This window comes from Bacillus sp. GMa5/1, assembly GCF_050172015.1.
Classification (GTDB): domain Bacteria; phylum Bacillota; class Bacilli; order Bacillales; family Bacillaceae_G; genus Bacillus_A; species Bacillus_A cereus.
Window position 1 is genome coordinate 1 of the sequence record NZ_JBNLYC010000132.1, and the last position, 11476, is coordinate 11476.

Below are 11476 nucleotides of genomic sequence, written 5' to 3' on the forward strand. Positions count from 1 at the left end.
CAATGTTACTTTATTTTGATCCTCTTTCTACATATTAATATCGTTTTGTTTTTTTATGATGAATATTTAAAAAGAGTAGCTACCATTATTTATCTTGATAGTTACTCTTTTTATTTACAACTTCCTAAAACTCCTCAAAACAAGATATTCCCACAATCTCCAAGGAAGAATCTTCTTCGCAAAGATCATAAATTTCACACCTTTACCGATTGGATATCGTAAATTTGTACGCTTAGATTCAGCAATTTCTACAATTTTATTAGCAACATCTATCGGATTACCAAATGTATCACTGCCGCTATTAATATGTTTTTGTATTTTATCCATATACTCTTTGTAAGGAGATGTTGTATCAGATTGGTTTTCAGCGAGTTGTTTCCCAACCTCCCATATGTTTGTGTTATAAGAACCTGGTTCAATTAAAGCAACATCTATTCCGAAAGGTTTTACTTCTAAGCGAAGTGATTCACTCCAGCCTTCTAATGCATATTTTGAAGATACATAAGGAGATAAACCAGGGAATCCAACTTGGCCGCTAATGCTGCTAATATTAATGATTTTTCCACTTCTTTGTTTTCTCATATACGGTAAGACAAGCTGAGTAATTGATATAGCCCCAAATAGGTTCGTTTCAAATTGTTTGCGGTATTCCTCTACTGGAATTTCTTCTACAAAGCCCCCATTTGCATATCCTGCGTTATTAATAAGTAGGTCTACTCTGTTTATTTCTTTTATATATAATTGAAAGTTATGTATAGAATTTTGATCTGTTACATCTAATTGTTGAACTTTTATATTTTGCTGTAAGTTGAGTTCAGTAACTTGAGATAGTAAGGTTCCTTGTTTTTCTAGGTTTCGCATTGTAGCAATGACTAAATAGTCTTTTTTCGCAAGTTCAAGCGTTGCTAATAGGCCGAATCCACTTGAAGCCCCAGTAATAATTGCAATTTTTTTATTCATTGTCGGCTCGCTTTCTTTTTCTTTTATCATAACGAGATATAAAGGTAAAAGCTATTTATTGTATAAAGATATTTGTTATAATTGAAAATGATTATCAATTGATTGTAATTTGTATATAAAAGGAGTGTGGATTTCATGAAGACTAACAGTTTTCATGATATTTTTAGTAAATATTTTCATGGGTTACAAGTTGTAGAAGAAAGATATATGTATGTGCCAAAAACAATAGGTATGGGTGAAGTGCGAAGGTGGAGCTCGTTTTCTGGAATGGAAATAGTGCTATCAAATTACCAGTTTCATAAAAACCATCGCATTCAATTTGCATCGGATGCAGCAATGGTGGAACTTAATTTTTGTTTACAAGGATCCGGGGAAGTACAAGTTGGTTACTCTACAAATAAATTAATGGCTGGGAATAGCTATTTATATTTTATGAATGACTTTGAAGTTCTATTTGAATATGAAAAAGAAACTCCACTATATTCATTAGCAATTGGAATTCCTGTACAGTTGTTTAATCATTTCATGCTAAATTGTGCTATTGAAAAAAGTCATGATTTTCATACTATAATAGGAAATCAATCTTTTAAAAAGTTTCAAACCCCCATTGATGCCCTAACATCTAATATTATTAAGAGAATGTTAGAGAATCCCCAAAAGGATCGTATTAATCAACTCGAAATAGAAAGTAAAGCGCTCGAATTGCTTTCTATATACTTTGGGAAAGTATTACTGAATGATCGTGATGCAAATAAAAGGAGCCAATTATCCAAAAAGGATTTAAATAAAATAAAACAAGCTGAAGAAATTTTACTTCAAAGAATGGAGTCACCCCCATCATTATTAGAATTAGCTAAAATAGTAGGATTAAATGATTATAAATTAAAAATTGGTTTTAAAGAATTATTTGGCACGTCCACATTTGCATATTTAAGAGAACAGCGAATGGAAAGAGCAATGCTTTTATTGCGTTCGGGAACTAGTAATGTGACCGAAACGGCAGTTGCTGTTGGATACAATAATATTAGTCATTTTTCAGAGTCATTTAAAAAGAAATATGGAATGAAACCTTCTGAAATTTTGCGTATGTATTAAAAATCCGTTATACCGTATACTCCTCCACCATTTGGTAGTTGTATTTTGTCATAATCATTATAATTACAATCAACATCCAATTGGAAATAATTTTTTATGGAGGAATTTAAATGAAAGAGCGGAATGAAAGTCATTTTTGGATATTTGTATTAATAGGAATCTTTCTTATTATAACAACAACTGGTTTCGCCCGTATGGCATATGGAATTATACTGCCATTTATGCAGGAAGGACTTCACTTATCTACGGCTCAATCAGGTATGCTAGGAACCATACTTTTTTTAGGTTATTTATTAACTGTAGGAACATCTGGAATATTTACTATCCGTTTTGGCGCAAAATCAGTTTTATTAATAGGCAGTTGGTTCGTCGTTATAAGCTTAATGGGATTAGCGTTTGTTTCTTCGTTTTGGATAGTTGCTTTTTGTATGCTATGTGCTGGAGCTGGTAGTGCTCTTGTATATACACCACTCATGTCAATAACGGTAGGGTGGTTTCCAGACAAAAGAGGAACTGTAATGGGACTGTTATTAAGCGGTGCAGGTATAGGTATGCTATTTAGTGGAATAATTGTTCCTTATGTAGTGCGCACATTTCCTGAGTATAGTTGGCGTGGTGCATGGTTTTTGTTTGGAGTTATTACATGTATCATTGTATTTGCCGCTTCAGTTGTTTTGAAAAATCCAGAAGTTACTGAAGATGAGCAAAAAATGAGTAATAAATCGTTTTTATGGAAAACGAAAGAACTATATATCATTGCATGGATGTATTTTATTGTTGGTGTTGTATATTTAATTCCAAATTTATATCAAACTAGTTTTATGATTGATAGTGGTATCTCAGCATCAATTTCGGGGACTGTTTATGCAATTGCTGGCATCTTTTCAATCGTAGGAGCATCTGTCTGGGGATTTATTTCGGATCGAATTGGTATAAAGAAGAGTTTATGTAGTGCGCTTTTATTAGCTATTATAGGTGATATGGCTCCAATTATATTTGGAAATATAACTGGTTTTATCGTGTCGGCAATTATTTGGGGTTCTAGCCTCGGAGGTATACTATTATTAATTCAAGTTGCAGCTTCAAAGCAAGTATCTCCGAAATATGTCTCAATGGCAATTAGTTTTATATCTGTTTTCTATGCAGTTGGGCAAATGATTGGACCTGGAATTGCGGGCTGGGTTATTGGGAGAAGTGGTTATGCATTAGCTTATGTATTAGGTGCTTTCGGTTTCTTTATGTGCATATGTATGGGGTTATGCTTAAAAAGAGGAAATCTTACAAACTCAGCGTATTTAGAGAAGTGAGTATTGTCATGAAATGAATCTTTTTAACAGGAGGGAAGAAAAATGGTCCATGTGAAAGATGTATTAGCAGATCAGTTATTAGCAAATGCAAATGATCCCAGTTGGTATATGCCATTTTCAGATGCAGTTAAGGATTTATCTGAGAGGGAAGCTTTCTGGAAACCGAATGAAGAGAGTAATAGTATAGCTGAAATCGTACAACATTTACTGTATTGGAACTCTACGTGGCAAACTAGGTATAAAGAATCAAATGTTAATGCAGTACCCTCTATAGGAGATAATAACAAAAGTTTTATGCTTTCAGATAATCAAACTTTCGATGAATTACGGGAAAAACTACTAGAAAAACTGTTACAATGGCAAAATCTTATAAATGAAGAAAAGGTTGAAAGTGATGTAGTAGGATTTCCTGTTTCTGCAAAGTGGTGGGAAGTGTTAGCGAATGTAACAACTCATAATGCATATCATATTGGCCAAATTATTTACATCCGAAAATTACAGCAGAGCTTTGATAATGAATAAGATAATAGTTCTCAAATTAGGTGAACAAAAGTGGCCAAAACGAGACAGATGTCTCATTTTGTCCACTTTTTTATTATGAAAGAAAAGAGAAAACCTATTAAATCAAGGATTAGAATTTGGCACGGTACTTGCAATATAAAAGATGATCAAGAAAATAGGAGGGCTGGACATGTTAAAAACAACTGAAAGTAAAGGGAATGAAATTACGAAAGAACAAGCTCGTTGGATGTATGAAAAAATGTTAGAGATTCGTAAGTTTGAAGATAAGGTACATGAATTGTTCGCGCAAGGCGTTTTGCCAGGTTTCGTTCATTTATACGCAGGTGAAGAAGCGGTAGCAGTTGGTGTATGTGCCCACTTAACGGATAGTGACAGTATTACAAGTACACATAGAGGTCATGGACATTGTATCGCAAAAGGTTGTGATTTAAATGGTATGATGGCTGAACTTTTCGGGAAAGCGACAGGATTATGTAAAGGTAAAGGCGGTTCCATGCATATTGCGGATTTAGATAAAGGAATGCTTGGTGCTAATGGCATTGTAGGCGGGGGTTTCCCACTTGCTTGCGGTTCAGCATTGACAGCTAAATATAAAGGAACAAAAGATGTAAGTGTTTGTTTCTTCGGTGACGGAGCAAATAATGAAGGAACATTCCATGAAGGGGTTAATTTAGCGGCGATTTGGAAGTTACCAGTTATTTTTATTGCAGAAAATAACGGTTACGGTGAAGCAACTACATTTGAATATGCTTCAAGTTGTGATTCTATTGCGGATCGTGCAAAAGCTTATAATATTCCAGGCGTTCAAGTAGATGGAAAAGATCTTCTAGCTGTATATAAAGCTGCTGCAGAAGCAGTGGAACGTGCGCGTAATGGTGATGGTCCAACAATTATTGAATGTATGACATATCGTAATTACGGTCATTTTGAAGGTGAAGCGCAAACATATAAAACATCAGAAGAAAAAGAAGAACATTTAAATGAAAAAGATGCGATTGTGAATTTCCGTAAGCATTTAATTCATGAAGGTTTATTAACGGAATCTGAACTTGTTGATATGGAAAAAGCAGTAGATGATGCAGTACAAAGATCCATTGAATTTAGTGAAAATAGTCCATACCCAGACGATGAAGAATTATTAAAAGATGTATACGTTTCTTACAAATAAGAGGAGGGTGAAAAATTATGACTAGAACAGTAAGTATGTCAACTGCAATTAATGAAGCGATGAAAATCTCAATGCGTCGTGATGAAAATGTAATTTTAATAGGTGAAGATGTTGCAGGCGGTGCACAAGTTGATCATCTGCAAGATGATGAAGCTTGGGGTGGTGTTCTTGGTGTTACGAAAGGACTTGTACAAGAGTTTGGCCGAAATCGTATATTGGATACACCAATTTCTGAAGCGGGTTATATGGGAGCTGCGATGGCAGCTGCTGCAACTGGGTTACGTCCGATAGCTGAGTTAATGTTTAATGATTTTATCGGTAGTTGTCTTGACCAAGTATTAAACCAAGGTGCGAAATTCCGTTATATGTTTGGAGGTAAAGCAAAAGTACCCGTTACAGTACGTACGATGCATGGTGCTGGTTTTAGTGCAGCAGCTCAGCATTCACAAAGTTTGTACGCATTATTTACGAGCATACCAGGTATTAAAGTTGTTGTTCCTTCCACGCCGTATGATGCAAAAGGCTTATTATTAGCAGCAATTGAAGATGATGATCCAGTAATCTTCTTTGAAGATAAAACACTTTACAATATGAAAGGTGAAGTGCCGGAAGGGTATTATACAATTCCTTTAGGAAAAGCAGATATTAAACGAGAAGGTTCTGATGTAACAATTGTCGCAATCGGAAAACAAGTTCATACAGCACTTGCAGCTGCAAAGCAATTATCGAAAAAGGGGCTTGAAGTAGAAGTAATTGATCCACGATCTTTATCACCGCTTGATGAAGATACTATTTTATCATCTGTTGAAAAAACAAATCGTCTTATCGTTATTGACGAAGCGAATCCAAGATGTAGTATCGCAACAGATATTGCGGCAATTGTAGCGGATAAAGGTTTTGATTTGTTAGATGCACCTATTAAACGAATTACAGCACCACATACACCTGTTCCGTTCTCACCACCACTTGAAAAGTTGTATTTGCCAACGCCAGAAAAAGTAATTGAAACTGTATCAGAAATGATTGGAGACCAATCTTTATTACATGTGTAATAAAACGATGAGAAGGGAGAGAGACACATGGCTGTAGAAGTTGTAATGCCGAAGTTAGGTATGGCGATGAAAGAAGGTATTATTACGAGCTGGAATATTAAAGCAGGCGATAATGTAGCAAAAGGAGAACTGATTGCTAGTATTAATTCAGAAAAAATTGAAACGGAAATTGAAGCGCCAGCTGATGGTACGGTACTTGATATAGCTGTAAGTGAAGATGAAGGAGTGCCGCCTGGTACTGTAATTTGCTACATCGGTAAACCGAATGAAAAAGTAGAAATGCAGGAAAGCACACATGTTATAGAAGAAAAAACATCTAATATAGAAGTACAAAATGTACAAAATCAAGAACCAAATGGGAAAGAAGTATCGAAGCAAAGAATTAAAATTTCACCTGTAGCGAAGAAAATTGCAAAGTCTGAAAATCTGGATATCAAGGCATTAGTTGGTACAGGTCCTGGCGGAAGGATTACAAAGGCAGATGTATTAAAGGCGCTAGAAGAAAGAGTAGCAAATCCAGAAGTACCTGAACAAGAAGAAAGTACAGTCGTTCCTGTTACTGGTATGAGAAAAGCAATTGCGAGTCGTATGCATGCAAGCTTACAAAATAGTGCGCAATTAACGTTAACGATGAAAGTAGATGTTACAGATTTAGTTGCATTACATAAAGACATAGCGGAAGTTGTGCAAAAACGATACGAAAACAAACTAACCATTACGGATTTCGTTTCTCGTGCTGTTGTATTAGCGCTTAGAGAGCATAAAGAAATGAACAGCGCTTATATAGATGATGCCATTCATCAATTTGAACATGTGCATTTAGGCATAGCAGTCGCATTAGAAAAAGGATTAGTCGTTCCAGCTATTCGCTTTGCAAATAATTTATCTTTAGTAGAGTTGTCTAAAGAGATTAAGGATATGGCACAAAAGGCGCGAGCAGGTAGCTTAAGTAGTGATGATATGCACGGAACGACATTTACAATTAGTAATTTAGGTAGCTTTGGTATTGAATATTTCACACCTGTATTAAATACACCTGAGACTGGTATTTTAGGTATTGGCGCAATTGAACATGTTCCTGTATATAAAGGGAAAAAATTTAAAAAAGGTAGTATGTTACCTTTAAGTTTAACATTCGATCATCGTGTACTAGACGGTGCACCAGCAGCTGCATTTTTACGCACAATTAAATATTATTTAGAAGAACCTATAACAATTCTTTTATAAAGAGAAGGTGAGAGAATGAGTAAATTAGTTGTAATTGGAGGCGGACCAGCTGGATATGTAGCGGCAATTACCGCGGCTCAAAATGGAAAAGAGGTCACTCTTATTGATGAAGCTGACCTTGGCGGAACGTGTTTAAATGTTGGGTGTATGCCGACGAAATCATTGTTAGAAAGTGCAGAAGTGCATGACATTGTGAGAAAAGCGAATGATTATGGGGTTACGCTTAATACAGGAAGTATATCAATTGATTGGGATCAAATACAGGCAAGGAAATCACAAATCGTAATGCAACTCGTCCAAGGAATACAATATTTAATGAAGAAAAATAAAATTAAAGTTGTAAAAGGAAAAGCGAAATTCGAAACGGATCATCGTGTGCGAGTTGTACAAGGAAATAAAGAAGAAGTAGTGGATGGAGAGAGGTTTATTATCGCAGCTGGTTCCGAACCTACAGAATTACCATTCGCTCCGTTTGATGGAAAATGGATTTTAAATAGTAGCCATGCGATGTCTCTTGAGAGTGTACCATCTTCATTGTTAATCGTTGGCGGTGGTGTAATAGGATGTGAGTTTGCAAGTATTTATAGTCGCCTTGGGACAAAAGTTACGATTGTTGAAATGGCACCGCAATTATTACAAGGTGAAGATGAAGATATCGCACATATTTTAAGAGAGAAATTAGAAAGTGATGGCGTAGAAATATTTACAGGAGCTGCTTTAAAAGGATTAAATAATTATAAGAAGCAAGCTTCATTTGAATATGAAGGTAGTATCCAAGAAGCTAACCCGGAATATGTTCTCATTTCTGTCGGCCGAAAACCACGTGTACAACAATTAGATTTAGAAAAAGCAGGGGTTCAGTTTTCAAATAAAGGGATTGCTGTGAACGAACATATGCAAACGAACGTATCACATATTTACGCAGCTGGTGATGTGATCGGTGGAATTCAGCTTGCTCACGTTGCCTTCCATGAAGGAACGACAGCAGCATTACACGCAAGTGGAGAAGACGTGAAAGTAAATTATCACGCTGTGCCTCGATGTATATACACAGCTCCAGAAATAGCTAGTGTCGGGTTAAGTGAAAAAGGTGCAAGAGAACAATATGGTGATATTCTCATCGGAGAATTTCCTTTTACAGCGAACGGAAAAGCTCTTATTTTAGGAGAACAAGTAGGGAAAGTAAAAGTCATTGTGGAACCTAAATACCAAGAAATTGTAGGGATTTCTATTATCGGTCCTTATGCAACTGAACTTATTGGTCAAGGAACCGTAATGATTCATACAGAAGTTACCGCTGATATAATGAGAGATTATATTGCAGCACATCCAACTTTATCTGAGGCGATTCATGAAGCGTTAATGCAAGCAGTAGGACATGCTGTACATGCTTAAATAGAAATATGATAAACCACTATTCTCTAAATGAAAGAGAGAATAGTGGTTTGAATTTTTATAGAAGAAATTAAATGTCTTATTACTATTTAATTTCAATCGCTGAAGTAATATCGTTCCAATCAGCAGCTAAATTAGCAGTTTTACCGTACCAATCAGCATGTTTAAATAAAACGCCTTTTCCATATCCTTGTGTTGAAGTGTGCTCCCAAAGTGTCGTTGAATAACTTGCAGAAGGTGACGCTGTACTTACAGAAGAAATTCTGTCATTCCAGCTAGATGGTAAGTTTTTAAATCCGCTGCTCCAGTAAATGTATTGGCCACCTTTATCTTTATGTTCATAAAAATCAGTACTACCAGCACCGCTACCTAAAGGATTAATTTTATTTTTAATTGCTTTTTTATCCTTTTCAATATACGCATCTAATGTTTCACGACTAGTAAAACCATAAGCTAGCCAATCCCCATTTTCATTTTGCTCTGGTAATACCATAGTAATTTGGATATTTTTCTTATCCTGATCATTTAATTTTGCAAATGAATTAACATTTTGTTCATCCACTTTTAAATAATCAAATGACTTAATTGTGTTGCTTTTTTCTTCAGCACTTACCACACCTAGTCCTCCAGTTAATGCAAAACCCGCTACTAATGTTCCTGCTACTAATTTCTTCAACATATAACCATCCCTTTTTGTTTGAATTTTTGTACAGGTGAATCTTGTACAGCTAAAATGTATTCTAATTTTATACTTTTGTAAATATTCTGAAGTTTTAGAAAAAATAGGCGGAATATTTACAGTTTTACATTTTTTCTTTAGAAAAAATAGTTATTGGAATGATATAATAAGTGGATATATTGTTTTTACTGGATTTAAAAATGTTTTAGGAGAGGTGTCATTGAAATATTTTACAAGAGATTGGTATAAAAAAATGCAAGTTTTAGAATTTGTAAGTTTTATAGAGTCTATAAAAGAATGGTCAGAAATGGATATACAAAGTTTAAAGGAAGAAATAGAGGAAAGGAAAATAGATTTATTAAAATTCCTTCCTGAATCGATATACTCAATTATACAAAACATCACAATTAATTCAGAATACCCATCAGGTGAACTGAAAAAACGTATGCAAAAGTGGACAACAGATTATGAGAAAAGAGTGGCACAATTAGATCAATTATACGTAGAATATTTTAATTCCATTGAGAAAAAACTTCCGTCAAATGTCGCTCAGTTACACAAGACATCACTACACGATAGTGTAATTAAAGTAATAAAGAGAGAATCAGAAGATACTTTGTCTATCGTATTAGATTGCAGTGGTACTTTTAGTGAATTTGATAAACTTGAAGTAACCTTTATAGGAGTAACAAAGTGTTCTATGCCGGAAAGCTTTGAAAATGCTTGGTGGTTATATCATGAAATAGCTCTTACTGAAGATGGTTTTGAACTAGGTGTTTTATTTGACTCTCCATTTAGAGAAGTGACGATTTGCGCGGCAGATGTATTACTTGTGAAGAAATAATGTTGTATGGAGTATTACAAACGTTTGACATAATAAAAAAATAAAGTTATTGTAGATAAATGAAGTCTACAATAGGAGCTGTATTATGAAATATTCTAAAGCTACAAATTATGCTCTTCATACAATGCTTTTTCTGGCAAAGGCTACACCAAATAAGTTAGTTAGTGTTCACCAATTAGCAGAAATGCAAAATGTTTCACCAACGTACTTGTCTAAAATACTAACTAAGTTGACGAAGGAAGGGATGATACATTCATCATCTGGTCCAAAGGGCGGTTACTCGCTTAGTAAGAATTGGGAAGATATTTCATTTTTAGATATTATACATGCAATTGAAGGTAAAACATCATTGTTTGAATGTTGTTTACATGACAAACCTGGATGTTTAATTAATGAAGTAATGCTCGCAGCAGAAGAGAAAATGGAAGAAGAGTTACGAAATCAAAAAATCGTAGATCTTGCGAAAAAAATAAAAGTGGATTTTTAATCTGCTTTTATTTTTAAATTAATTAAGGATAAAAAGACTCTTCGATATCTTTAATTGTAGTTAGAAAATGATATGAAGAAGGAGAGAAGATGATGACTAAATTTTGGAATGATCGATATAAATCAGATGAATATTTTTACGGGGAAGAACCTAATACATTTATTAAAGAACAAGCATTTCGTTTAGCAAATCACAATAAAGTAATAGCATTTGCGGAGGGAGAAGGTAGAAATGCTGTATTTCTAGCAAGACAAGGGAACGAAGTAACAGCTATTGATTATTCGGAAGATGGATTAGAGAAGACAAAAAAATTGGCAGAGAAGCATAACGTAAACGTGCATACAAAAAAAGTAGATTTATTAGCTGATAGTTTGCCAGAAAATGAATATGATGCAGCAATTATGGTATTTGGACATTTTCATGATAATTATAAAAAAATGATATTAGGTAAAATGATACAAACGATAAAGCCTGATGGTTTAATTATGTTTGAAGTTTACTCAAAAAAACAAATAAACTATAGTACTGGTGGACCAAAAGATGTTGATATGCTGTATGATCCAATTGATATCCTTACTTGGTGTGAAGAACATAAGGTAATTCATTTCTTTAATGGCGAACAAGAGCGAATTGAAGGGAAAGGGCACACTGGTTTAGCTGATGTTATTCAAGTTGTTATTAGAAAATGAATATAAGTGTTAATGAAAGTTAAATGTATGAATGTAAAAGACCAGTCATGT

At 34.5% G+C, this 11476-nt stretch carries 12 protein-coding genes; 10 read left to right on the forward strand and 2 right to left on the reverse strand.

Annotation, left to right across the window (positions count from 1 at the left end; genetic code table 11):
- Window positions 1-114: 114 nt before the first annotated feature.
- Window positions 115-960, reverse strand: coding sequence for an oxidoreductase (locus tag ACQGSG_RS22150; protein WP_001034787.1), 846 nt, complete (start codon window positions 958-960; stop codon window positions 115-117).
- Window positions 961-1095: 135 nt separating this feature from the next.
- On the opposite strand from ACQGSG_RS22150, the gene ACQGSG_RS22155 reads away from it, so the two are divergent.
- From ACQGSG_RS22155 to lpdA, 7 genes are all read left to right on the forward strand, one after another.
- Window positions 1096-2055, forward strand: a complete 960-nt coding sequence (locus ACQGSG_RS22155; RefSeq protein ID WP_000856359.1) for a helix-turn-helix transcriptional regulator — start codon at window positions 1096-1098, stop codon at window positions 2053-2055.
- A 110-nt stretch (window positions 2056-2165) separates the two neighbouring features.
- Entirely contained in the window at window positions 2166-3362 is a 1197-nt protein-coding gene (locus ACQGSG_RS22160) for an MFS transporter (protein ID WP_000664567.1), read from the forward strand.
- A gap of 42 nt (window positions 3363-3404) precedes the next feature.
- Window positions 3405-3884 (forward strand): DinB family protein, encoded by a 480-nt coding sequence (locus ACQGSG_RS22165; RefSeq protein WP_000233797.1) that lies wholly within the window; start codon window positions 3405-3407, stop codon window positions 3882-3884.
- 169 nt (window positions 3885-4053) lie between these two features.
- Window positions 4054-5052 carry an acetoin:2,6-dichlorophenolindophenol oxidoreductase subunit alpha gene (gene acoA, locus ACQGSG_RS22170; protein WP_000921275.1) on the forward strand — a complete coding sequence of 333 codons (999 nt, stop codon included), beginning with the start codon at window positions 4054-4056 and terminating at the stop codon, window positions 5050-5052.
- Window positions 5053-5069: 17 nt separating this feature from the next.
- Window positions 5070-6104, forward strand: a complete 1035-nt coding sequence (gene acoB / locus ACQGSG_RS22175; protein WP_000198898.1) for an acetoin:2,6-dichlorophenolindophenol oxidoreductase subunit beta — start codon at window positions 5070-5072, stop codon at window positions 6102-6104.
- 27 nt (window positions 6105-6131) lie between these two features.
- Window positions 6132-7331: a dihydrolipoamide acetyltransferase family protein gene (locus tag ACQGSG_RS22180; RefSeq protein ID WP_000257764.1), complete on the forward strand. Its 1200-nt coding sequence runs from the start codon at window positions 6132-6134 to the stop codon at window positions 7329-7331.
- Between the two features lie 15 nt (window positions 7332-7346).
- Window positions 7347-8726, forward strand: coding sequence for a dihydrolipoyl dehydrogenase (lpdA, locus tag ACQGSG_RS22185; protein ID WP_426948021.1), 1380 nt, complete (start codon window positions 7347-7349; stop codon window positions 8724-8726).
- Between the two features lie 85 nt (window positions 8727-8811).
- Here the strand turns inward: lpdA and ACQGSG_RS22190 are convergent, their stop codons facing one another.
- Entirely contained in the window at window positions 8812-9405 is a 594-nt protein-coding gene (locus ACQGSG_RS22190; RefSeq protein ID WP_061656032.1) for a hypothetical protein, read from the reverse strand.
- Window positions 9406-9625: 220 nt separating this feature from the next.
- On the opposite strand from ACQGSG_RS22190, the gene ACQGSG_RS22195 reads away from it, so the two are divergent.
- The 3 genes from ACQGSG_RS22195 (at window position 9626) to ACQGSG_RS22205 (ending at window position 11425) form a co-directional block, all read left to right on the forward strand.
- Window positions 9626-10249, forward strand: a complete 624-nt coding sequence (locus ACQGSG_RS22195) for a DUF4085 domain-containing protein (protein ID WP_098281305.1) — start codon at window positions 9626-9628, stop codon at window positions 10247-10249.
- Between the two features lie 85 nt (window positions 10250-10334).
- A complete protein-coding gene (locus ACQGSG_RS22200) occupies window positions 10335-10736 on the forward strand; it encodes an Rrf2 family transcriptional regulator (RefSeq protein WP_000877650.1) in 402 nt (133 codons plus the stop codon).
- Between the two features lie 89 nt (window positions 10737-10825).
- Entirely contained in the window at window positions 10826-11425 is a 600-nt protein-coding gene (locus ACQGSG_RS22205; protein ID WP_065703915.1) for a class I SAM-dependent methyltransferase, read from the forward strand.
- The last annotated feature ends 51 nt before the right edge of the window (window positions 11426-11476 follow it).

Coding starts and splice junctions, on each gene's coding strand:
- ACQGSG_RS22150 (WP_001034787.1), bottom strand. CDS start 960: ATGAATAAAAAAATTGCAATTATTACTGGGGCTTCAAGTGGATTCGGC.
- ACQGSG_RS22155 (WP_000856359.1), top strand. CDS start 1,096: ATGAAGACTAACAGTTTTCATGATATTTTTAGTAAATATTTTCATGGG.
- ACQGSG_RS22160 (WP_000664567.1), top strand. CDS start 2,166: ATGAAAGAGCGGAATGAAAGTCATTTTTGGATATTTGTATTAATAGGA.
- ACQGSG_RS22165 (WP_000233797.1), top strand. CDS start 3,405: ATGGTCCATGTGAAAGATGTATTAGCAGATCAGTTATTAGCAAATGCA.
- acoA (WP_000921275.1), top strand. CDS start 4,054: ATGTTAAAAACAACTGAAAGTAAAGGGAATGAAATTACGAAAGAACAA.
- acoB (WP_000198898.1), top strand. CDS start 5,070: ATGACTAGAACAGTAAGTATGTCAACTGCAATTAATGAAGCGATGAAA.
- ACQGSG_RS22180 (WP_000257764.1), top strand. CDS start 6,132: ATGGCTGTAGAAGTTGTAATGCCGAAGTTAGGTATGGCGATGAAAGAA.
- lpdA (WP_426948021.1), top strand. CDS start 7,347: ATGAGTAAATTAGTTGTAATTGGAGGCGGACCAGCTGGATATGTAGCG.
- ACQGSG_RS22190 (WP_061656032.1), bottom strand. CDS start 9,405: ATGTTGAAGAAATTAGTAGCAGGAACATTAGTAGCGGGTTTTGCATTA.
- ACQGSG_RS22200 (WP_000877650.1), top strand. CDS start 10,335: ATGAAATATTCTAAAGCTACAAATTATGCTCTTCATACAATGCTTTTT.
- ACQGSG_RS22205 (WP_065703915.1), top strand. CDS start 10,826: ATGATGACTAAATTTTGGAATGATCGATATAAATCAGATGAATATTTT.